20 protein-coding genes are annotated in these 22,549 nt (G+C 69.1%); 4 read left to right on the top strand and 16 right to left on the bottom strand.

Annotation, left to right across the window (positions count from 1 at the left end; translation table 11 throughout):
- Positions 1–5: 5 nt before the first annotated feature.
- Entirely contained in the window at positions 6–977 is a 972-nt protein-coding gene (gene pip / locus ABS642_RS11665; protein ID WP_350350183.1) for a prolyl aminopeptidase, read from the top strand.
- A gap of 6 nt (positions 978–983) precedes the next feature.
- Here pip and ABS642_RS11660 read toward each other — a convergent pair whose 3' ends face one another.
- From ABS642_RS11660 to ABS642_RS11640, 5 genes are read right to left on the bottom strand one after another with little or no spacing between them, the layout of a single operon-like run.
- Positions 984–2,780, bottom strand: a complete 1,797-nt coding sequence (locus ABS642_RS11660; RefSeq protein WP_350350182.1) for an aldehyde dehydrogenase family protein — start codon at positions 2,778–2,780, stop codon at positions 984–986.
- A 28-nt stretch (positions 2,781–2,808) separates the two neighbouring features.
- Positions 2,809–4,209, bottom strand: coding sequence for an MFS transporter (locus ABS642_RS11655; protein ID WP_350350181.1), 1,401 nt, complete (start codon positions 4,207–4,209; stop codon positions 2,809–2,811).
- A gap of 28 nt (positions 4,210–4,237) precedes the next feature.
- Positions 4,238–4,501: a glutaredoxin domain-containing protein gene (locus tag ABS642_RS11650; protein ID WP_116634166.1), complete on the bottom strand. Its 264-nt coding sequence runs from the start codon at positions 4,499–4,501 to the stop codon at positions 4,238–4,240.
- A gap of 53 nt (positions 4,502–4,554) precedes the next feature.
- Positions 4,555–5,532, bottom strand: a complete 978-nt coding sequence (locus tag ABS642_RS11645; RefSeq protein ID WP_350350180.1) for a cation transporter — start codon at positions 5,530–5,532, stop codon at positions 4,555–4,557.
- Positions 5,529–6,023, bottom strand: a complete 495-nt coding sequence (locus ABS642_RS11640) for a hypothetical protein (RefSeq protein ID WP_350350179.1) — start codon at positions 6,021–6,023, stop codon at positions 5,529–5,531. The genes ABS642_RS11645 and ABS642_RS11640 overlap by 4 nt, the downstream gene beginning before the upstream one ends.
- Positions 6,024–6,149: 126 nt before the next feature.
- Here ABS642_RS11640 and ABS642_RS11635 point away from each other — a divergent pair, with 126 nt between their 5' ends.
- On the top strand, positions 6,150–6,542 hold the full coding sequence (locus tag ABS642_RS11635) for an SIP domain-containing protein (protein ID WP_282214727.1): 393 nt from the start codon (positions 6,150–6,152) through the stop codon (positions 6,540–6,542).
- Between the two features lies 1 nt (position 6,543).
- Here ABS642_RS11635 and ABS642_RS11630 read toward each other — a convergent pair whose 3' ends face one another.
- The gene (locus ABS642_RS11630; protein ID WP_282214726.1) at positions 6,544–6,999 is read right to left on the bottom strand and encodes an adenylyltransferase/cytidyltransferase family protein; all 456 of its coding nucleotides are present in this window, start codon (positions 6,997–6,999) and stop codon (positions 6,544–6,546) included.
- A 118-nt stretch (positions 7,000–7,117) separates the two neighbouring features.
- On the opposite strand from ABS642_RS11630, the gene ABS642_RS11625 reads away from it, so the two are divergent.
- Complete coding sequence (locus ABS642_RS11625; protein WP_282214725.1) at positions 7,118–8,332, top strand: glycosyltransferase; 1,215 nt, start codon at positions 7,118–7,120, stop codon at positions 8,330–8,332.
- Here ABS642_RS11625 and ABS642_RS11620 read toward each other — a convergent pair.
- The 5 genes from ABS642_RS11620 to ABS642_RS11600 form a co-directional block, all read right to left on the bottom strand.
- Complete coding sequence (locus tag ABS642_RS11620; protein ID WP_350350178.1) at positions 8,329–9,816, bottom strand: family 16 glycosylhydrolase; 1,488 nt, start codon at positions 9,814–9,816, stop codon at positions 8,329–8,331. The genes ABS642_RS11625 and ABS642_RS11620 overlap by 4 nt on opposite strands.
- 117 nt (positions 9,817–9,933) lie before the next feature.
- Positions 9,934–10,446, bottom strand: coding sequence for a serine acetyltransferase (locus ABS642_RS11615; RefSeq protein WP_282214723.1), 513 nt, complete (start codon positions 10,444–10,446; stop codon positions 9,934–9,936).
- A complete protein-coding gene (locus ABS642_RS11610) occupies positions 10,443–11,345 on the bottom strand; it encodes a glycosyltransferase family A protein (RefSeq protein WP_282214722.1) in 903 nt (300 codons plus the stop codon). Before ABS642_RS11610 ends, ABS642_RS11615 begins: the two co-directional genes overlap by 4 nt.
- Entirely contained in the window at positions 11,346–12,227 is an 882-nt protein-coding gene (locus ABS642_RS11605) for a glycosyltransferase family 2 protein (protein WP_350350177.1), read from the bottom strand.
- Between the two features lie 87 nt (positions 12,228–12,314).
- Positions 12,315–13,622, bottom strand: coding sequence for an O-antigen ligase family protein (locus ABS642_RS11600; RefSeq protein ID WP_282214720.1), 1,308 nt, complete (start codon positions 13,620–13,622; stop codon positions 12,315–12,317).
- Between the two features lie 114 nt (positions 13,623–13,736).
- On the opposite strand from ABS642_RS11600, the gene ABS642_RS11595 reads away from it, so the two are divergent.
- Positions 13,737–15,293, top strand: a complete 1,557-nt coding sequence (locus ABS642_RS11595; RefSeq protein ID WP_282214719.1) for a Wzz/FepE/Etk N-terminal domain-containing protein — start codon at positions 13,737–13,739, stop codon at positions 15,291–15,293.
- 48 nt (positions 15,294–15,341) lie between these two features.
- Here the strand turns inward: ABS642_RS11595 and ABS642_RS11590 are convergent, their stop codons facing one another.
- The 5 genes from ABS642_RS11590 to ABS642_RS11570 all read right to left on the bottom strand — a co-directional run bounded on the left by ABS642_RS11590 (position 15,342) and on the right by ABS642_RS11570 (position 22,545).
- Positions 15,342–16,058, bottom strand: coding sequence for a CDP-alcohol phosphatidyltransferase family protein (locus ABS642_RS11590; RefSeq protein ID WP_350350176.1), 717 nt, complete (start codon positions 16,056–16,058; stop codon positions 15,342–15,344).
- A gap of 5 nt (positions 16,059–16,063) precedes the next feature.
- Positions 16,064–19,501, bottom strand: a complete 3,438-nt coding sequence (locus ABS642_RS11585; RefSeq protein WP_350350175.1) for a fibrinogen-like YCDxxxxGGGW domain-containing protein — start codon at positions 19,499–19,501, stop codon at positions 16,064–16,066.
- 29 nt (positions 19,502–19,530) lie between these two features.
- Positions 19,531–20,094 (bottom strand): hypothetical protein, encoded by a 564-nt coding sequence (locus ABS642_RS11580; RefSeq protein WP_282214716.1) that lies wholly within the window; start codon positions 20,092–20,094, stop codon positions 19,531–19,533.
- Between the two features lie 199 nt (positions 20,095–20,293).
- A complete protein-coding gene (locus tag ABS642_RS11575; RefSeq protein WP_350350174.1) occupies positions 20,294–21,787 on the bottom strand; it encodes an oligosaccharide flippase family protein in 1,494 nt (497 codons plus the stop codon).
- Entirely contained in the window at positions 21,784–22,545 is a 762-nt protein-coding gene (locus ABS642_RS11570) for a WecB/TagA/CpsF family glycosyltransferase (protein WP_350350173.1), read from the bottom strand. The genes ABS642_RS11575 and ABS642_RS11570 overlap by 4 nt, the downstream gene beginning before the upstream one ends.
- Positions 22,546–22,549: the final 4 nt, after the last annotated feature.

Here is a 22,549-nt window from a genome sequence, read left to right as displayed (position 1 = left end):
GACCGATGACGAAGAACCTGGATGCACTTTATCCGCCGATCGAACCGTTCGAGACGGGCGAGCTCCTCGTCGGCGACGGCCAGCGGATGTACTGGGAGGTCAGCGGCAACCCCGCCGGCAAGCCGGTCGTGTTCCTCCACGGGGGTCCCGGGAGCGGGACCTCGCCCTGGCAGCGGCGGTTCTTCGACCCCGCCGTCTACCGGATCGTGCTGCTCGACCAGCGCGGCTGCGGGCGCAGCACCCCGCACGCCAGCACTCCCGAAGCGGACTTCCGCTTCCTCACGACCGCGCACCTGATCGCCGACATCGAGCTGCTGCGCAAGAACCTCGGCATCGCGCAGTGGCAGGTCTTCGGAGGGTCCTGGGGGAGTGCGCTGGCGCTCGCCTACGCGCAGGCGCATCCGGATGCCGTGTCCGAGCTCGTGCTCCGGGGCATCTTCACGCTGCGACGCGAAGAGCTGGAGTGGTTCTACGAGGGCGGCGCCGCGGCGCTGTTCCCCGACCTCTGGGAGGACTACGTCGCCCCGATCCCGGTGCTCGAGCGCTCGCGCATGATCGAGGCGTACCACCGTCGCCTGTTCGACCCTGACCCCGCCGTGCACGTGCCGGCCGCGGTCGCCTGGTCGACCTGGGAGGCGTCGACCGTCACGCTCCGCCCGGATGCCGCCCAGATCGCCGCGATGTCGGATGCGCGCAACGCCACCGCGTTCGCCCGCATCGAGAACCATTTCTTCGTCAACCGCGGCTGGTGGACCGAGGGGCAGCTGATCGCGGGCGTTGCCGGCATCCGTCACATCCCCGCGGTCATCGTGCAGGGCCGACACGACGTCTGCACACCGATGATGACCGCGTGGGATCTGCACACGGCGTGGCCGGAGGCGGAGTTCGTCGTGGTCGACGACGCCGGTCACTCGGCCGCAGAGCCCGGCATCCAGCGGGCCCTGCGCGACGCGACAGACGGATTCGCCGCTCGCTGACCGCCCTCAGGCGCGCATCGCGCGGAGAAGCGTCTTCACGAGCCCGAGCACGCCCCCGCTCGCCCGGAAACGGGTGAGGCCTTCGCTCACCTCGGCTCCGGTGCGTGACGAGACGAACCACGGCGGCTTGGGCAGGATGGTCAGACGCCCCCCGCCGTTGAGCAGAGGCAGGGAACGGGGCAGTGGCCGGAAGGGCCCGCGGATCACCGAGCGCTCGACCCGGTCGAGCAGCAGGGCGTTGTGCACGACCCCGATGCCGCTGCCGACGTCGTCGATCGTGTTGCCGGGGAAGGCGCCCCAGGTCATCGTCGGGGTGATGAACCCGAAGGCCGTCCAGCCGTTGATCGCGATCGATCCGTAGTGCAGAGCCGTGATCGCCCGCTCGAAGCCGGCACCGAGTGCCTTCTCGGTGATGGGATCGATCAGCAGGTTGGCGCCCAGGGTGCCCTGGAGCTTGTCGTTCGCGTGGGCCACGGCCGCATCGAGGAACGCCTGCCCCGTGCCCGGCACCGTGACGACGCCGAGGACCGGGGCGAAGTACTCGGTGCTCTGGAGTGCCGACGGATCGTCGTCGCCGTCGACCTCGACGAGGAGGCGGTCGCCCAGCACGAGGGCATCGGGGTACTCCTCGGTCGCGAGGTGCATCCGCGAGGGGGAGCCGGGGTACCAGGTCGGGCGTTCCGGCGCGTTCGCGTAGGCCCGTCGGAGCGCGGCCCGGAAGGCATCCGCCTGATCCCAGTCGGAGGAGAGGATGACCACCTGGCCGGCGATGCAGTTGTGGCCGGCGTTCTGCAGCCGCATCGTCGCGACGTGTTCGGCGTGGTACGTGAGGTCGGCATCCGTCCACGCGCCCGGCACGATGATGATCGGAGAGACGCCGCCGAGCTCCGCTGTGATCGGCTTCTTCAGCTGCGGACGGTTCTCGCGTCGTCGTCGCGCTGTCGCCGCGGCTCCGGCGCCCTTCGACGGACCCCAGACGATCGCGTCGAAAGTGGCCGCCGACCCGGTGATGTGCACGTGCGCGAGGTCAGGATGGCCGGTGAGGTAGGCGCCGACCTCGGGCCCGCCGCGGACGATGCGCAGGAATCCCGGTTCGATGAGGGGCGCGAGCGCACGCTTGTACACGGGCACGAGAGCATCCTGCGTGGGGTTCACCTTGAGCAGGGCGGTGCGGTTGTGCGCGAGCAGCTCGTACATCACGTCGAGCACCGGGATCGAGGTGATGTTGCCCGCGCCGAGCACGAGGCCGACGCCGGCGGGTTCGGCGGGCGTCCGCTGTGCGAGACCGGCGGCGGCGCGCGCGGCGTTCGGCGTGACGCCGGGTTTCAGCCAGACCTCGCCGGTGTAGCCGGACAGCAGGAACTGATCGATTCCGGTCAACGGGAACGCCTGCACACGCGTGCGGCCTCCGGGAGCACGGCCGACCCGGAGGCCGTCGAGCGGGTTCCGGCCCTCCGCGAGACGAGAGAGGGTCTCGATGTACGCGTCGAGTGCGCCCAGCACGCTGTACGGACCGCTGAGCCACTCCTCGCCACGCAGCGGATGCCGTCCGTCGAGGCCCTTCGAGGCGGCGGCCGTCTGCGCCCAGTCCTCGGAGGAGGCGGCGACGCTCGTGCGCACCGCGCGCAGCAGCGTCACGCGCTGTGCGACCGTGAGGGCGGACCAGGTGCGCGCACCGACCTGCAGTTCCGCGATCGCCCCGTCGAGCCGTTCGCGCACGCCTTCGCCCAGCGCGGGGGCCGCGGCCTTCGGTGCGCGCTTCGCGGGGGTGGACGGGGCGGCGGGCCTGGTCGCAGAAGTCATCGGCGTCTCCTTCGGACGGGATCCCAGCTTATGCGCCGGGTTCGGCGGCGACGTCGATGTCGTGACGGCGCAGGCGGTAGTGGCGCAGGGTCAGCAGGCTCGCGGCCATGAGCACGGCGGGGAGGATGCTGAAGCTGAGCACGATCCCCGTGATCGCGGCATCCGGCTGCTGGACGGCGACGCCCGCGACCGTCGAGATGTAGCCGGTCGCCGCGAGCGTCAGCGACACCGCGGTGGCGCCGAGGGCGAAGCCGACCGTCTCTCCTGCGGTCCAGATGCCGGTGAACGTGCCGGCCTGACCGGGACCGCTCACGCGCTCATCGTGAGAGATGACATCGGGGAGCATCGCCATGGGCAGGGACTGCAGCCCGGCGTAGGCGATGCCGGCGACGGCGACGGAGCCGTAGATCCATTCGCCCGGAGCCCACACCGCAGTGGTGATCGTGAGCGCGGCCACGGCGAAGAGCGCGCTCGCGATCGCGAACGCCCGCTCCTTGCCGATCCGCCGCGCGATGGCGGTCCAGGCGGGGGTGGCGAGGAGGGCGGGACCGACGAGGGCGACGAAGACGAACGTCACGGCATCCTCGGATCGCAGCACCCAGGTCGCGACGTACTGCGCCCCGGCGAGCATCGTGCCCGTGGCCAGGGCTTGCAGCAGGAAGGTGCCGAGCAGTGCGCGGAACGGCTGGCTGCGCCGAAGCGCCCGGAAGCCGGAGAGGTACTGATCGCGCCACGGGGAGGCCGGCGCCGAACTCCCTGATACTCCCTCCTGGGTCCCTGAGCTTGTCGAAGGGCCCGCGGTCCGCGCGGCGATGAGCATCCCGATGCCGATCACGAGTCCCGCGGCGACGCCCATCACGAGGTAGCCCAGGACGGGATCGGAGCCGGCGTTGCGGAGAGCGGGGCCGCCGGCACCGAACAGCAGGATCGCGGCGGTCAGGACCACCACCCTCCAGCCGAGCAGACGGGTGCGCTCGTCGTAGCCGTCGGTCAACTCGGCGGGCAGAGCGACGTACGGTACCTGGAACAGGCTGAAGGAGGTGGCCGTGGCGAGGAAGGCGAGCAGCACGCACACGGCTCCGGCGACCGGACCCCACGACGGGGGAACGGCGAACGTGAGCGCGAAGAAGAGGGGGAGCGTGAGGGCGCCGGTGATCATGAACCCTCGTCGCGATCCCGTCCGCGCGAGCTGCCGGTCGGAGGCGGCTCCGATCAGCGGGTCGATGATGACGTCCCAGATCTTCGCCGCGGTGACGATGAGTCCGGCCGCCAGCGCGGCCACGCCGAGGTTGTCGGTCAGGAAGTACGTCAGCACCAGCCCGGGCAGGGTGGCGTAGCCGCCGGTGCCGAGCGAGCCGATCGCGTACAGCACGACGGTGCGCGGGGACAGGCGGACGGCTGCTCGTTCGGGTCGAGCCTCGGTGCTCATCGCGCCAGTGTATCGGCGCGACGAGCGGTCAGATCAGTGCGAGTTCGCGCAGCTTCGACTCGACGTCGGCGTTCGACGGCTCGACGTGGTGCGAGGAGTCGGGGTACAGCACGACGGGGATGTTCATGCGCCCGGAGATCTCCTTGGCGACGTCTGCCGCCGAGGGGTCGGCCTCGAGGTCGACGTAGGTGTAGGCGACGCCGAGTTCATCGAGCTGCTTCTTGGTGCGGCGGCAGTCGCTGCACCATTCGGCGCCGAACATCGTGAGGGTGTCAGAAGCGGGAGAAGTCATGCATCAAGCCTACGACCGCCCGGCTGGGTGGGCTCCGGGTGCGACGCAGCCGCTCATCGTCCGGTGTCGGCCTCGTCGGGCAGTCGCTCCGCGGGCACGATCACGACGTCCTGGACCTTCCAGTCGAGCGCCGCGACGCCCTCGGCGGTCTCGGTCAGCTCGTGCACCGTGACCTTGCGCCGGCGTGGCACGACGAACGCCTCGATGTGGAAGACCTGCCCCTGGTCGCGCATCCGCACCGCGGCATCCGAGACCCAGGGACGATTACGCAGATATGCGACGATGTCGGCGGCGAGGGGATGCGGGTGCTTGCTGTCGTAGGTGCGCGCGCGTTCGTCCATGAGGTCGACGATCGCCGCCTTCGTGTTCCGGACGCCGTCCCAGATGATGCCGAGCGAGATGAACACGGCCGCCGCGCCGTCGAGCCACCACACGCCCGCACCCACGCCGAGCACCCCGACGATCGAGGCGACGGTGGTCTGCCAGTCGGCCTTGGCCATGTCGGCGTCGGCATACAGCAGCTTGTTATGGAGCACAGGGGCGAGTTTCGACTTCGCCGGACCGTAGAAGAAGACCGGGCCGATGATGACCACGGCCATCACGATCACCATCAGCCAGCCGAGCCAGATCGTGTGGCCCCACAGCACGACGGTCCCGATCGTCGGATGCTCGCCGGCGATGAGTCCGGCGGCCGACTCGAACGCGAGGTTGAGTCCGACCGCGAGCAGGGCGACACCGGCCACGAGGTGTCCGACGCCCATCGCCCGGTGCAGCCCGTACGGGTGCGTGAGCGTCGGGCGGCGCCGGACGAAGATCAGGGCCGTCAGGAAAGCGATCTGCGGGATCAGCGAGAGCATGTCCTCGATCCACGCCGTCCGCATCGCCTGGGAGTTGCCCACCACGAGAGCGATTACGGCGATCGTGATCGAGGTGTAGACGATCGTGAAGACCTCCCACTTCACCGCCCGGCGGATCGCCCGCTGCTGCTCGGGAGGGAGCGTGATCCGGCCGAACTGCCCGGTGTCGCTCACGAGCCCACCTCCTCGTCGAGGAAGGTCTCGAGCGAGGAGAGGAACGCGTTCTCGCCGAGGGGCACGAGCACGACGATCTCGCGCCCGTCCGCTCCGTCGATGCCGGTGTACCCGCGGCTGACACCGGCGCGGTCGAGCCAGGGCGTCTCCGCGGTGATGCCGCCCGCGATGAGATCGAGTTCGCCGTCCTCGAGCATCGTCACGAGGGTCTCCTCGGAGGCGACGGTCCAGTCCGGCTCGGCGTGGATGCTGTCGGCGTAGTCGTCGACGAGCTCGACGATTCTGCCGGACGGGACGCCGTCCCGCACCTCCACCAGGTCCCCGTCGGGCGAGGTTCCGATCCGGAGTTCTCCGCCGGTGACGGCATCCAAGGTCCCCTCCGGGTCGGTCGGGATCGTGAGCCCGCAGCCGGCGAGGGTGCACGAGAGCGCGAGGGCGGCGACGATGCCCGCCGAGCGGGGCAGGCGACGGAAGCGCGACGATGTGTCCACCGGCTCAGGGTGCTCTCCGCCCCCGACGACGAGCAAGTGCGTTGACGCGCGGCGATCGGGAGGAGTAGGAAGGAGGAGCCGTCATCACCCTTGCCAGGTAAGGCTATCCTTACCTATACTTCTGGCATGAGCAGCGCCTGCGAGCACCTGGACGATCCCGACTGGGAGAACATCGACGGAGCCGTGCTCATCGCCGGCGACGCGGCGGATGCCGCCGCCATCGCTCGGGTCGCGGCCCGACTGCCCTGGGACGCGACGGGCGTCATCATCCTGGAGGCCGCCGCCCGCATCCAGTTCCGCCACATCGACGTGCCCGATGGCGTGTCCGTGAGGTGGCTCGTGCGCGGTGACGGACTCAGGGCGCACACCAAGGGTGAGCGACTGGCGAGCGCCGTGCACGCGTGGTGCGTCGAGTGGACGTGCACGGAGCCGCCGGCGCAGTGGACCGTCTGGCTCGGCCCGCACACTCCGCCGCACGTCGCCCGGATGGCGCGGAGCCTGCTGGGCGTCGCGAACTGAGTCAGCGCGACATCGCCGCGGCCGGCACGTTCGCGCCCGCCGTGATCGCGTCGAGCGCACGTCGGAGCGAGGAGCTCGAGGTGTGGGCGGTGTACGGGAAGTACACGACCTCCACTCCGACCTCGGCGAACTCCCGCTCGAGGCGCAGGCCCTTCTCGGTGCCGCGCCAGTCGTCGCCCTTGAAGAAGTGCGTGAACTGCACGTCCCGCCAGGAGTCCATCTTCGACGGCGTGGTCTCGACGTAGACGTCGTCGACGAACGAGATGTGCTTGACGATCTCCGCACGTTCCGCCGTCGGGATGACGGGCTCGATGCCCTTCACCTCGCGCAGCATCTCGTCGCTCACGACGCCGGCGATCAGAATGTCGCACTGCTGCTTGGCGTGACGAAGAAGGTTGAGATGCCCGACGTGAAACAGGTCGAAAGCACCAACGGCATAGCCGATACGCGTCCCCATGATCTCCCCAGATCAGTAATTCCCCAGTAAGCGGATCCCCATCCGCTTGGCGACTCCCACAGCCGCCGTGGTGAGTCTAGCAGAACCGGTTTCCCGACCCATAGGAACCCGTGAAACGATGGAGCCCGCACATCGGGTGGAGATGGGGGAGCACGTGGGGGCAGCGGTCACGGTCATCGTGCCGACGTTCAATGAACGCGACAACGTCGCGGAGCTCGTCGCGCGCACCGCCGAAGCGCTCGCCGGACGCGACGCCGAGATCCTGTTCGTCGACGACAGCACCGACGACACGGCGGCAGAGATCGCCAGGGTCGCGGCGGATGCGCCGATCCCCGTACGGGTGATCCACCGTGAGGAGAACAGCGGCGGCCTCGGCGGAGCGGTCGTGGTCGGGCTCCTGGCCGCGGCATCCGACGTCTGCATCGTGATGGACGGGGACCTGCAGCATCCGCCGGAGCTGCTCCCGGTCCTCCTCGATCGATATGCGGAGGGTGACGCCGACGTCGTCGCCGCGTCCCGCTACATCGGCGGCGGAGACACCAGCGGACTCGGCACCGCCGTCCGGTTCGGCGTCTCGCGCAGCGCGACCTGGCTGACGCGGGCGATGTTCCCGATCAGGCTGGCGCGCAGCACCGACCCGATGACGGGGTTCTTCCTCGTCGACCGGAGCCGGCTCGACCTTCCCTCGCTCCGGCCGCGGGGGTTCAAGATCCTGCTGGAGATCCTCGCGCGCACCGATCTGCGCATCGCGGAGATGCCCATGGAGTTCGCCGAGCGGCGCCACGGCAGCTCCAAGGCCAGCCTGCGCCAAGGGGCGACGTTCCTCGCCCACCTCGCGCGGCTGCGCTTCGGCAAGATGTCGCTGTTCGCCCTGATCGGCGCGATCGGCGCCGTGGCGAACCTCGCGATCATGTGGGCCCTGACAGCGGCGGGCGTCCCCTACATCTGGGCGGCGATCATCGGGGCCGAGGTGACGATCATCGGCAACTTCCTCCTGCAGGAGCGGTTCGTGTTCGCCGACATGCGCACGGACGCCCGTGCACTCGGCATCCGCTTCGCTAGCTCGTTCGCGTTCAACAACGTCGAAGCCGCGCTGCGGATACCCGTGATGGCTCTCATGGTGGAGAGCTGGCATATCTCGAGCGTGCTGGCGACGGCGCTCTCGCTGATCGTGGCCTTCTTCGCGCGGTTCCTCTTCCACTCGCTCGTCGTCTACGCACCACAGCGACGCCGAAAGACCGACGCGGCGGCATCCGAGCCGAAGCCGGATACCGCCGCGCAGCGCGTGATACGCGCGATCGACGCCGAAGCGATGAGGCCCGGCGAGCTCTAGGGAGCAGTCACGCCGAGGTCGGACCACGGTGCCATGACGGCGCTCGGTGCCCGCTTGGAGAGGTAGCCGAGGAGGAGCACCTCGTCGCCGGCGGGCTTCGCTCCGCTGGCGGTCAGCTGCCAGTCCGGCTCTTCCGCGCCGGCCACCCACGACTTGGCGGAAACCGTGCCGTCCTTGACGCTGATCGCGACCTGGACGTCGTCACCGGGGGCGTAGCTGCCGCGCTTGGCGACGGTCACGTCCTCGAGGACGGTGGTCCTGTTGCCGGTCACGCTGGCCAGGGTCAAACGGATGCTGCCGGAGGCCTTGAGCGTGACCGTGGCGCGGTAGCCGCTGCGTCCGTCATCGGAGGACGCGACCTGCAGCGAGTGGTACATCACACCGGTGCCGATGTTCTTCGGCACGGTGAAAGCGACCTGCGCTTCCGATCCGTCCGCTGCGCCGGCGTCGTAGTCGTGGCGCACCTCCTTGCCCGGCCAGAGCGCGAACGTGCCGGCCTCGACCGGGTTCTCGACGACGGGCGGCTCCACCACCGGCGGTTCGACGACCGGCGGTTCGACGACCGGCGGTTCGACGACCGGCGGGACCACGACGGGCGGGACCACGACGGGCGGTTCGACGACGGGCGGGTCCACGACAGGAGGATCGACGACAGGAGGCTGTTCGCCCGGCTCTGCCATGCGCCAGATCTTCAGGCTCTGCAGGTTGATCGCGCCGCCCTGCCAACCGCCGATGGGAAGACCGATGCCGCACAGGAGATCGAGCGGCGGGCAGCCGATCTGCAGGGTCACGCGGGGGTACCAGGTGGCCCCGGGGCGCTCGAAGATCGCGTTCCAGTCGAAACCGGGACGGACGTCTTCCGGGCCGGCATCGAGCATGACGTGACCGTCGACGCTGATGACGATGCGGTTGGGCGTCTTCTCCATCACGTAGGTGTGCACGCCGGTCGGGTCCGAGTTCGGCAGGTTCTCCCACCGGACGGAGCCCTGGAGGCTGCGGTGCGTGGATCCGTACTCGTTGTGGATGGTGGCCGCCGGGCGAGCGTCGTCGCCGAAGACCTCCATCAGGTCGATCTCGCCGTGTGCGCTGTCCAGCGGACGGAGCCACATGAGAGCGGGCCACAGGCCGGGACCGTAGGGGACCGACCCCACGACCTCGACCCGCGAGTAGTTCGGGATCTTGATGTCGAGGCCCTTGGCGTCACCAGAGGTGTAGGCCGCGGAGGAGCGCTTCTCCTCCGCACCTCGAACGGTCAGTCCGTCGCCGCCGAACGAGACGTTGCTCGGGATGTCGTACGAGGAGGTGTTCGACGACTGGCCGGTCTCGAGAGTCCAGCGACTCGAGTCCGACAGGTCGACGTCTTCCTGGAAAGTCCATCCGGGAAGGTCCTCGTCAGCGGCGAGAGCAGGTGCTCCGCTGAGGAGGGAGAAGGTGAGAATCGCGGCGCCGAGCGCAGCAAGAGACGTTCTTCGAGAGGTTGGCATGATTCGGGAGACTCATTCCGTCGGAACCCCCTCCGCGGAAAATAACGCTTTCATCACAGCACGTTCAGGTATCGAGGTCAAATCGCATGACGCGATCCGATGCGCGTTCGACCCGTGTCAGGTGCGGATCTCGCTCGCCGGGGAGGCGACGATCGCGCCGGGAGGGACGTCCCGGAAGACGACCGCGTTCGGCCCGATCCGCGCGCCGGTGCCGACGGTCACCGAACCGATGATGACGGCTCCCACACCGATCTCGACGTCGTCCTCGATCGTCGGGCAGTCGTCCGGGAGCTTCCTGTTCCCCAGTGTGACTCCCTGGCGGATCATGACGTTCGCGCCGATTCTGCTGGCCGGATTCACCACGATTCCGACGCCGTGGCGAAGGCGGAGTCCGGGGCCCACCTCGGTGCTCGCGGGCAGTTCGATCCCCATGAACCCCTCGGTGACGAGCTTGTACGATCCGCCGACCACGAGGAAGACGATTCGAGCGAGGGGGCCTCGTTCAGCGCGCCACCGGTGGGCGCTGCGGAACCAGCGAAGAATAAATTTACTCTTCGGGTAGGAGGCGTTCGCCCGACGATCAGCCGCCCACGCGGCACGGTACTGCTGGCGAGGAGTCAGCGCGGTCATCGCGTCGCCACCGTCGCGTCTTTGACCCGTGCAGCGAGCCAGGCCCGCCGTTCCGCGAGCTTGCGGCGCAGGGCGCGCTGCGCCGAAGGCCGATGTCCGTCGAGGGCGCGCCGGAACAGGGCGGAGAAGCGGTCCACCTCGGCGAGCTTCTCCTTCGCGCTCAAGGACTCATCGATCGAGAGGGAGGTGATGCGGGTGGCGGGGGCGCCGAGAAGACGCTCGGCGAGAGTCGAGTACGACTCCGCGATCTCCGCGTTCTCCCACGACGAGCGTCGCCATTTCTCGGATGCCGTCACCTGCCCCGGGTGCACGCGATAGGCGAGCCCCGGGAGTGCGAGCCGTCGGATCCGGGCTCCTCGCTCGGCCATGCGGAGCCAGAGGTCGTAGTCCTCGGTGGGCAGTCGGCGGTAGCCCCCGGCGTCGACGACGGCTGAGCGCCGGGCGACGAGAGTGGAGTGGGCGACCGGGTTCGTCAGCAGCAGGTGCAGGCCGAAGTCCTCGGCATCGATCCCCGTGGGCCGCGGTACACCGGGCAGGCCGGAGCCCCACGTCACGACCGTGGTGAAGACGGCGTCGGCGCCGTCATCGAGCGCCCTGAGCTGCCGACGGAATCGGCCGGGCAGGACGAGATCATCGGCGTCCATGCGGGCGACGACCTCGCTGTCCGTCGCGTCGAGCAGGTCGGTGAGAGTTGCGGCGACCCCGCGGTTCGGGCGGGAGAGCACACGGATCCGGGCGTCGCCGGTCTTCCGGGCCGCCTCGGCGGTGCCGTCCGTGCTGCCGTCGTCGAGGACGACGATCTCGGCGTCGCGGGGCAGCGCCCTCGCCGTCGAACGCAGGGCGGAGGCGATCGTGCCGGCGGCGTTGTAGGCCGGGACGATCACCGAGAGACGGGGCATCTACATGCCCCGTCCGCGCTTGTTGAGCGCGGAGACGACCCGCTCTCCTGAGACGACTCCCATGCCGACGAGCATCGCCAGGTACGCGCGCGGCTGGCGGGCGTCGTGACCGATCGCACGCCGCGCCCAGGAGCGCGCCTTCGGACGATCGCCCAGGGCGCCGTGCGCGAAGGCGATCTGGCCCTCGATGCGGGCCTGGCCCTCGCCGCTCCGGGTGAACTCGGGGTGCTTGGCGAGCAGGTAGCTCAGGCCGTCGGCGATCCCCTGCCACTTCTCGCTGAAGTAGGAGGTGCGATCCCAGTGGATGATCGTGAGTGCTTCGGGGACCGCCCGCACGCGACCGACCTTGGCGGCGCGCAGGAGCAGGTCGTAGTCCTCGCCGTACGAGGCCGGAAGCTCCTCGTCGACCAGTCCCAGAGCGCCCTTCAGCACCTCGGCGCGGATGACGAACGAGGACGGGTGCAGCTCGGTGATGCGCGAACGCAGCAGGTCCTCGAGATCCACGGATGCCGGAGAGAGGCGCTCGTGCGTGCCGCCGGCCGAGTGGATCTCGATACCGGTGGCAGCGAGCACCACATCGGAGTCCTCGAAGAGCGGCAGCTGCGCGCTGAGCTTGCCCGGCTTCCACTCGTCGTCATCGTCGCAGAAGGCGATGAGGGGCGCGCTCGCCTCCAGAATGCCAGTATTCCGGGCACCGGCGAGGCCGGGCGTTCGCGCATTGTTGACGGCACGCAGCGTGTGCGGACCGCGGTCGAGGTCCGTCAGCTCGTCGATCTCGGTGCCGTCGTAGACGAGCACCACCTCGATCGGGTGGACGTGCTCCTGTGCGAAGACGGAAGCCACAGCGCGACGAAGCAGCTGCGGACGGTCTCGCGTCGCCATGACGACGCTAACGATCGGTTGCACCATTGACTCCCCAAAGTCTTGGTCGATGTCACGCGCTCCCCTTCTGGCGTGACCCGGTACATCCTAGCGGTTCGACGGGGGTGGCGACAATGACGTTCTCGACGCCCGCGACGCCCGGAGCTCCCTCATGGCGAGCGCGGCCACCGGGAAGGTGAGGATCAGTCCGTTGGGCAGCACGCCGTAGAAGAACACCTCGACGAGGATCACGAGCTGCACGGTGTGCAGCACCAGCATCGCGGTGCTGCGGCCGCGGATGGTGGCGAAGTACATCCAGACCAGGGCGCCGACGAAGCAGATCAGCGCGGGGAAGCCGTGCGAGAACATCACCATCCACAGGTGCCCCTGCGTCCCGGCGGAGGGAGCTCCGTCCGTGAAGGACGGGCGGGGCGCCCCGTATCCGAAGAGCGGTGACTGCAGCGTGCGGACGAATGTCTCCTCGTAGAGGTTCGCTCGATCCTCCGTCGACGAGCTCGTCTCGACGCGGTCGGTGAGCTTGCTGCCGACGTCGAGGGCGATCGCGGCCACCGCCGCCACCACGCCGATGACGGTGAGCAGGAGCACCTGTCGGAGTCGGCCGGCCATCGCGAAGCGGAGGAAGAGGTAGGCGGCGGCCACCGCGAGGCCGATGAACATGCCGCGGTTGAGGGTGAGGAAGGCCGGGATGAGCGACAGCGGGATGGCCAGGAGCAGCAGCCAGAAGGTCTTGCCCCGGCGGATGAGAGTCATGTACGCGACCACCATCGGGAGGGTCACTGAGTAGACGTTGCCCCAGCCGTTCGTATAGAGGAACGGCGCGGAGGGTCGCGGATCGAGCGCGAGCCAGCTGTCGGGGTTGAACTGCGTCAGCCGTCGAACGACCATCTCGCTGATGAGCTCGTTCGCCTGGAGACCCTGCGGCAGGATGTACGACAGCGGTGTGCGGAAGGCGAACTCGGGTGCCGCGACGCCCGCGAAACCGCCGAGTACGGCCCACAGCCAGAAGAGCGTCATCAGCCCGAGCACGTAGCGCAGGGTGAGCGTCTCCTTCGCGTTGTACACGTAGACGAAGACGACGGTGATGGTCGCGTAGAGCAGCGCCCGGTAGACGAACCCGATGAGGCGGCCCGACGTGTCGATGCCGATGACCGATGCGCCCATGAGGACCATGAACAGCAGCCAGATCGCGAAGCCGCGGGGGACCTGGATGGCACCGCGCCTGACCATGAGCACGACCATGCATCCGGCCAGCGGGATCCAGGCCATCTCGGCGACCCCGAGGGCCCACCAGAGAGGGAACAGCGCGAGCATCGCCGTGAACGGCCACCGGGGCAGGGCGGCGCGGGCGACAGTCGACGGGGGCGTCGCACCGACGACGGCGAGATCCGTACGCACGCGTCCTCCGTTATCACTCAGGCTCCGCCCCTAGGATAGGCCCACGGACAAGAAGAGGGCTGGGAGCCCGTGGGGTCGGCACAGGCGCGCTCGCAGTCGAGGGGAAGATCGTTGATGGACGAGGATCAGGGAAGCACGGCGACGCTCGGATTCGAGCAGTACGTTTTCGTGCTCAAGCGACAGTGGCGGGTGATCCTCGCCGCGACGGTGCTCGGGGGCATCGCGGCAGCGGGATACCTCGTGGTCGCGCAGCAGACGGTCACAGCCACCACCACGATCAACCTCAATGTGATCACGACCGAGCCGTTCAGCGCGCAGAAGGCCGCGTCCGGTCTGCTCGACGATGCGACCGAGACGGCCATCGCCCGATCGCACGTCGTCGCGTCGCGGGCGTCGGACCTGCTCGACGGTGCGATGAAGGCGAGTGAGATCCGCGCCGCGTCCACGGTGACGACCTCGTCCGGCGCTGCCGTCGTGACGGTCGACTTCGACGCGGACAACGCCGCCGAGGCGATCAAGGGTGCGGATGCCGTCGCCTCCGCCTACCTCTCCTTCCGCAGCGATCAGGCCGATGAGCGCATCGATGTCATGGTCACGAGCCTCACCGAGCGCATCGACGCACTCAACACGACTCTCGGCGAGGCCAACCAGGCGCTCGTCAGCGCCGATGTGACCAGCGCCGCCTATGCGCAGGCGACGACGCAGCGTCAGCAGATCCTCACCGAGCTCGACGGACTGCTCTCGCAGCGCAACGGGCTGCAGAGCGTCGACACGACCGGCGGCATCGTCCTCTCGGCCGCCGAGGACAATGAGCTCGGCTTCGCCCCTGGGCGCACGGTGACGCTGCTCACCGGCATAGCCGCAGGACTCGTCCTCGGACTCATCGCGGCGTTCATCTGGAATCCCTTCGATCGCCGGCTGCGCAACGCCAGGGAGATGTCACGTGCTCTCCGCGCCCCGGTGTTCGCGACGGTCGATGCGCGGCGTGAAGACGTGCCGGCGCGTGGTGCCGCGGCGGATTCGCTGCGCGTCACCCGCGAGCGTCTTCTCGTCGACATCTATCTGGGAACGACGGTCCTCGTCATCGACGCGACGCACCGCACGGAGACGTCGCCCACCGCCGTCAACCTCGCCGTCGTGACCGCGCAGGCAGGACACGAGGTGCAGGTCATCGTCCCGGAGGGAACGGACGAGTTCCGGGAGCACCTCCGCGCCGCGCTCGCGCTGGACGACGAGGACGCCGGCACGGCGACCTCGTCGACGATCCCCTCCCTGCGCGTGTTCTCAGCGACCGACGAGGGCGACGAGTACCAGGGAGACCTGCTTCTCACCGAACAGACGTACGCGGCGATCGAGAACGCCGGCAGCGACGAGATCACGTTCCTCGTGCTCTCGTCCGGCGCGCATCCCGCCAGCATCCTCGCCGGTCTTCGCGTGGCGCAGTCCGTCGTGGTGGTCACCCGTGAGCGGGACACGACGACCGCCGAGATCCGCTGGATCAGGGAAGAGGCAGACGGGATCGACACGCGGATCCTCGGCGCGATCGCGGAGCGCGGTCTGCCGCGCGCGCAGCGCAAGGAATCGGGCATCTCCTGGCCGTTCCCGGCACGCAGCGAGCGGACGGCGACCCTGCGCCATGAGGCGCGCAATCCGGTGGCAGCGGACTCCTGAGCGAGGCCGGCGCGCGGGTCGTCCGATGGACGAGACCCGCGCGCGGTGTCAGCGAGCGACGAGCTTGCGGTACTTGCGCCGCATCGACGCCGCCGTGTGCACGAGGTTGATCGCGAACAGGAGCGTGTACACGACGGCGAATGCCGGCGGGAACGTCCAGAACGCGAAGCTCCAGCACAGCACGCCGGTATCCGTCGGCAGCAGGAAGAGCGACTTGCGGACGCCGTTGCTCTCGCCGGTCTCGCCGCCGGAGTTCCGGACGAGCTGCTCGGCCAGGATCTGACTCATGAACTGGCCGACGCTCATCACGGTGAAGAGCAGCGCGATGACGGCGACCCAGACGAGCTCAGGGCGGTGCAGGATGACGGCGACGGCCACCGTGAGGTGGATCGCCGGCGTGCGGATCGCATCGACGACGTGGTCGAGCCACTCGCCCGCCGGGCTGGATGTCCCCGTGAGGCGGGCGACCTGGCCGTCGGCGGAGTCGAAGACATAGCCCAGGGCGAGGAGCGCAGCCGTCAGCAGAGCCGACCACCAGGTCGGACCGACGACGATCATCAGCGCGAGCCCGGCGGCCGAGAGGATCGCGCTGATCGTTGTCACCGCGTTCGGGGTGAGTCCCAGTGCCGACGACGCGGCAGCGATCCCACGAGCCAGCCGACGGTTCACCCAGCGCGTGTACGCGGGCACCCCCGCGCCGCTCTTCTGGGCGCGGTTGAGATCTGCGAGGTACTCGCGGAAACCGGGTCGACTCTGTGAGATCACTCCCGTCATGATGCCACGGCGGACAGCTCGAAACTATGGCTCGGAGTCGAGCGGTAGTTCGAGTGCACCTCGACGGCGATCACGTTCGCACCCGCCACGAAGGCCGAAGCCGGGACATCGAACACGAAGGGCGTGCTGACGGCTGCGGAAGCCGACACCGCGGCGTTCGCGTAGGTGCTCTGCGTCACGGCGCCCTCGTTCAGGTTCTTCCGTGCGACCTCGACCCCGTTGACGTAGACCACGACGCCGTCATCCGCACGCGTCGTCACGGTCAACTTGGTGAAGTCGACCGACGAGAGCGTGATCGGCTGCCGGTAGTAGCTCGTGATCGGACGCGGGCTCAGCGTGGTGTCGAGCGGAGTCGCGAGCTCGGTGTGACCCCAGCCGAATGCGCCGGTGCCGGACGTCCAGGTCGAGGCGTCGAAGTCGGTCGCCGCCCAGTTCGCGGGCGTCGCGTCGTTCGAGAACAGGTACGACCAGGCCGATCCTGCCGCCACGACCGTCGTGTCGACGGGCTCGGGCTCCGGCTCCGGCTCGGGCTCGGGCTCCGGCTCGGCCGGCGGTGCCGGCGGAGCCGGCTGCGTGCCGATCGTCGCCACGGCCTCGAGCTCGAAGCTGTGGCTCGGCGTCGTCCGGTAGTTCGAGTGCACCGAGGCCGAGATCACGTTGGTGCCCGTGGTGAACAGGTTGCCCGGCACGGTGATCGTCACCGGGTTCGCCAGGGCAGCGGCAGCGCCGACCGCAGCGTTCGCGTAGGTACCGACTCCCGCTGCTCCGGCGTCGACGTTCTTGCGCAGAACCTCGGTGCCGTTGACGTAGAGCACGATGCCGTCATCGGCTCGCGTGGTGATCTTCACCGATTCCACCACCGCGGCGTTGGCCACCTGGAATCCCTGCCGGTAGAACGAGGCGAGAGGCTTCGGTGCGGCGCTGGTCAGCGTCGTGCCGAGGGTCGTCTGGCCCCATCCGAGCGGAGCGGCACCGGTCTGCCAGGCCGAGCTGTCGTATCCGGTGGTCGTCCAGGCGCCCGTCGGTCCCGCCGCGTTGTAGAGGTAGGACCAGTTCGATCCTGCTGCGACGAGCGTGGCCGTGGTCGGCTCCGCCGGAGGCGCGACTGCCGTGACCCCTGCCGTCGACGCGGAGGCGTTGCCCCGTGCGTCGATGGCGCGGACGAAGTAGAGCGTGTCGGCCGGTGCTGCGGGGAGGGTCGCTGTCGTGCCCGTCACCGTGGCGACGACGCGATCCTTGCGGAGCACCTGGTATGCCGTGACGCCGCGGTTGTCGGTCGAGGCCCCCCAAGTGAGGGCTACGCCGTCGGTCTTCGTGTTCACGACGAGGTTCGTCGGCGTCGTGGGCGCGACCGTGTCGCGCTGCGCATGGCGGACGAAGCCTCCCGACCACTGCCGGTTGTACCCGGCCTGCGTGGAGTAGGTCCAGTCGCCGCCCTGCCACAGCGTGCCGGTCGAGTCGACGAACAGCGCCCAGGCGCCGGCACCGCGGTTGGTGTCGAAGTCGCCGTTGAAGCTCGGGATGCGAGCACCCGTCGAGGCACTCCACGCACCGGAGCCGTAGACGGCATCCGCGGCGGTCCAGGCCGTGCCGACCGGGTTCCAGGTCGTCGATCCGTCGTACTGCGTCTCGAAGCAGTGGCATCCGCCGTAGACGGCGTTGCCGTCGGTGGCGATCGCCTGGAAGTCGCCGCCGGCGTTTCCGACCGACGAGCTCTGCAGCGTGAGTCCGTCACGGGAGTAGCTGAACAGCGAATGCTCGGATCCTCCCAGCCAGACGCGGTTGCCGACCTCGAGAACCGCCTGCTGGTAGCCGGTCCGGCCGCTGTTGCGGTTCGAGAAGACGACCGCCCACGGGAACAGGTCGGTGTTCGCCGTCGACATCGCCGCGGCCTTGTCGGCCGGGCGGGACTTCGACATCGTGAAGAAGCCGGCGAAGTACGCGCGGTCATCCTGTGCGGATGCATCCACGCTCATGACCGTGCCGTTGAACTCCGGGTTCCACGTGCCGTCGGGCGTGCCGTTGGTCACGTTGAAGCGCACGGCGCCGCGCGTGTAGCTCTGCACGCTGGAGGTTCCGCCCGTGGAGTGCGTGAAGACGCCGGCCGCGTACAGCCATCCGCCCTGCACGTCGAGCGTCCGCACGACGGGAACGCCGCCGCTGAGCGCGTTGATCAGGCGCCCCGTGAATGCGGTGTCGATCGCACCCGTTGTCGCGTTGAGGACCACGAGGCCCGCAGCGTTCTGGCCGTTCACCTGGGTGAAGAACCCGCCGACCGCGACGCGGTTGCCGGGAAGCGGCGCGAGCGCCTTGACCTGGTTGTTGAAGGTCGGACGAAAGGTCGGGATGAACTCGGCAGTATCGCGCTGGAAAGCGGCGAGGTAGGCCTGCGACTGCGCGCTGCCCCCGCCCGCCGTCTTCTGCACGGTGGTGAAGTTGCCTCCGACGAAGACCGTGCTGCCGACCTCGGTGAATGCCGAGACCTCGTTGCTGCCCTCCGTCGAGGCGGCGCCTGCGCCGAGACCGGCGACACCCCAGTTCTGCGTCTGGGCGAAGCTGTCGACGACCGCCTGGTTCGTGATGGCTGCGGAGCCGGATGCCGGGATGCTCTCGAACGAAGCCGTCGAGAGCTGCGGACGGATGAAGACCTGCGTGAACGGACGGGCGGAGCCGGTGTTCGTGTCCTTCGACCAGAGGTAGCTCGAGCTCGCGGGGTTACCGCGGATGTTGGGGCCGAAGCCGAAGCCCATCGCGTAGCCCTCGGCGGAGCCGGTGATCGTGCGCACGCGGATGTAGTTGTTGTCGTTGCCGAAGTTGGCGGTGTTGCCGCCGCTGCGGGTGACACCGTTCACCTTGTACTGATTGACGCGCTGCTCGTTGTTGAACATCCACGTCCACTTGTCGCGCGGGCTCGAGAAGGTGAAGGTCAGATCCTGCCAGGTCGTGCCGGCCGTGTTCGTGGCGCGCACGAGGCGGACGCCGTCGGCGAGGTTCTTGATCGGCTGGTTGTTGGCCAGCTGATCGATCAGCTCACCGGGCAGCTGGCGGGGCTTGAAGGCCGCTTCGCCGGTCACGTCGGTGCGCACCTGCTCGGGAGAGCCCGAGCCGTTGGTCGATGTCGCCCATGCCTCGCGTCCGCGTCCGACGAGCACCCAGCCGCCGCCGTTGGAGGTCTGGTCGCAGTAGAACTGGTCGGCAGCGACCATGGCCTGCGTCTTGAGCCAGTAGACCCCGTTCTGCGACTGCGGGTTGCGCTGCTTGATCTCCCAGCACGACGCGGCGGCCGTGATCTCGGTCAGGCCATCGGCCGTCGGGAGCGTGGGTTCTGCCGCCGTGGCGGCCGACACCGGAGTGAACAGCGCTGCGATCGTGAGGGCAGCGGTCGCAGCGGCGACCGCGATGCGGCCGGAGCGACGTGAGGTGGAGCGAGTCATTGCAGGGCGCCTTTCGTCAGCAGCCGTGTTCAGCATGTCGGGTCGTTGGGGAAGCTGTGGGCGGAGATCCGCCAGATGTCGTCAGTTCCCTGGATGAGTGTGAAGAGGTGGAGGGCGCGGGGCGTCTTCGCCGAGTCGTCGCCGATCGGAGCGCCGTTCGCGTCGAGCATCGTCACTGCGGACGAGTCGACGCAGGCGGTGATCTCCGCCGTCGGAGGTTCGGCATCGGCGGAGAGGCTCGTGACCTCGGTCGACACCAGCGTGGGCGAGCCGTCGATGCTCCAGCCCTGCGAGATGAGTTCCTGCCACTGCGCCTCGACCTCGGCCGCATAGGCGTCGACCGCGACGTCCTTCAGCACGGCGGCCAGATCAGCCGACGTACCGGCGGTGCCGATCGGCGCGGCCAGCGCGGTCTGGATGGTGAGCTGCGCCTCGTCGGCGTCGATCTCACCTGCGACCGTCGGCGGCGCAGCCGGAGCGGGCGTCGCCGTGACGCTCGGCGTCGGCGAAGGCCCTGATCCGTTCGTGGCCTGGTCGTCCCGGTTCGCCGTCAGCGCGAACGCGCTGACGGTACCGACGACGGCGAGTACCACTGCCGCGATCGCTATCCACAATGCCGTGCTGCGTTTTTTCGCAACAGGCGTCCCCAAAACGTCGTTAGACATCCCCTGTTTTCCCCAGATTCTGATTTGCTCGTCCCACCGAGCGGCTTCTCATACGAAGAGACGAGAAGATTCCCCAGGCGGCATTCTAGCATGCCTGTCGAATCCTGCACCAGCCCCGAGTTCTGATCTATCGAGCGCCCGGGAGTCGCAGCTGATCCAGGTGGAGACGTCGGCGATCGAACCGGCACCACGCGAGGAACAGGGCGGCGCCGACGACGGCGGTGGCGATGAGCCCGAGCCATGTCGCGCCGAAGAGCAGCCGGAAGGCCGCCGCGGGGACCCCGATCGTGACGATGGCGACGATGAGCGGGTAGATCCCGGCGAGCGGTGACACCCGCAGCCCGAGGACGAAGCGCACCTGCAGCGAGGCGAGCGCCGCGTCGAGCGCGCAGGCGACCGCCCACGCGACGGCTGCTCCCGTGATGCCCCAGAGGGGCACGAGGAGGTAGATGAGACCGACGTTGACGGCGACGGCGACGGCCTTGTTCAGCGCCGCCAATCCGCTGCGGCCGCTCATCAGCAGGACGGAATGGATGTTGCCCGCGAGGAAGGTCACGATCGAACCGACGGACATCACGATGAGGACGCTCTGGCCGTCGGCGAAGGACTCTCCGAGCAGCGACAGCGCGACCGGCGCGAAGACGGCCAGGAGGATGTAGACCGGGGCGCTGAACAGCACCAGCCACACGGTGGCGGTCCGGTAGACGGATTCGAGCTCGCCCGTGTCCTTGCGGTGCAGCATCCGGCTGAACATCGGCGAGACCACCACGCGGAGCGCGGTGTCGACGATCATGCCGGCGGCGACGAAGCGACTCGCCGAGCCGTACACGCCCGCGGCGGCGGGGCCGGCGATCGCGCCGACGATGATCACCGCCAGCCAGATCAGCAGCTGCTCGAGCGCCGAGGAGACGACGCGGGGGAGCGCGTACTGGAGCGTGCGCTTCGGCACGTCCGACCGCAGGAAGCCCGGTTCGCTCGTCCGTCCCTGTCGTCGGAGCTGCACCAGCATCACCGCGACCGCGGCGATGGCGGCGGGGAGCAGGGGCAGCGCCCAGGCGAAGGATGCGGCGACGGCTCCGGCTCCGAGACCGACCGCGACGGCGATGGCGATCGGGCGGAGAGTCGGGAGCGCCACGTTGCCGACCAGGACGTAGGCGTCGACCTTGCCGAGCGCCCGCGTCGCCGAAAGCGCGGTGAGCATGACGGAGGCGACCGGCAGGAACCAGACGATCGTCCGGAGCGCGGCCGCGACATCGTCTCCCGGACTCTGCGCCTCTGCGATCAGGATGCCGACGAAGAGGACGGCGGAGCAGACGAGCCCCACGACCGCCGACGTGATCAGGAGGAACGCACCGGTCGGCCGCAGCAGCTGCCGCTGGTCTTCCAGCTGACGCGGAAGGATCCAGATCGCCGCGGAGTCCATGCCGAAGCGCGCGACGCCCAGAGCGATCGTGAAGATGCCGACGGCCTGCAGCACGATGCCGGATCCGGCATCGCCGAGCAGCCGGCCGAGGATCACGATCAGCACGAGCCCCATGACGGCGCTCACGGCCGATCCGGCGAAGCTCAGCGCGCCGCCACGGGCGAGCTCGCCGCGCGGCGAGCTCGCGGCGGTGCTCATGCCCTCGACCCGCGCAGTCTCTGCGCCGCGACCGCGGCCATGAAAGACGGATTGCCCAGAAGGTACCGCTTGGCGAGTCGACGCGGCTCGATGATCAGGCGCCACAGCCATTCCAGGCCCCCGCGGATCATCCACCCGGGCGCGCGCTTGTTCGATCCGCTGAGCCAGTCGAAGAGACCGCCGCAGGTGAGCACCGCGGGAGGCAGGCGATCGCGGTGAGCGTCGATCCAGAGCTGCTGTGCCGGGTCGCCCATTCCGACGAACAGGATGCCGGTGCCGTGCGACCGCATGTCGTCGAGGACGCCGTCGATCCCCTCGGCGGCCACGTAGCCATGATGCGTGCGCAGTCGCAGCTCGGGGATCTTCTCCCGGAGGATCGTCGCAGCGCGCTCCGCCACGCCCTCCGCAGCCCCGAAGAAGTAGACCGGGATACCGGCATCCGCCGCAGCACGTAGCACGGGTTCGGCGATGTCGGTGGTCGCGAGGCGCCCAGGGAGGTGCCCGCCGAGCAGCCTCGCGGCCCAGACCACGGACTGGCCGTCGGCGTAGGTCGAGCCGTCGGTCACGAGGCGCCGGAAGTGCGGATCCTTGCGAGCCAGGTTGCACACGTGCGCGTTCACGCCGATCGCCACGTCGACCCCGTCGCTCGTCGCCATCTCGAGCACATGGTCGACGAGCGAGGCCTCGGTGAACGAGTCGACGCGGACGCCGGCGATGTCGACGGACTCAGCGACGGGGGCCGTGTTCCCTTGACTCATCCGT

Source organism: Microbacterium sp. A8/3-1, from assembly GCF_040267695.1.
In the GTDB taxonomy this organism is placed as follows: Bacteria; Actinomycetota; Actinomycetes; order Actinomycetales; family Microbacteriaceae; genus Microbacterium; species Microbacterium luteolum.
This window is presented reverse-complemented; position numbering and strand designations above follow the sequence as displayed.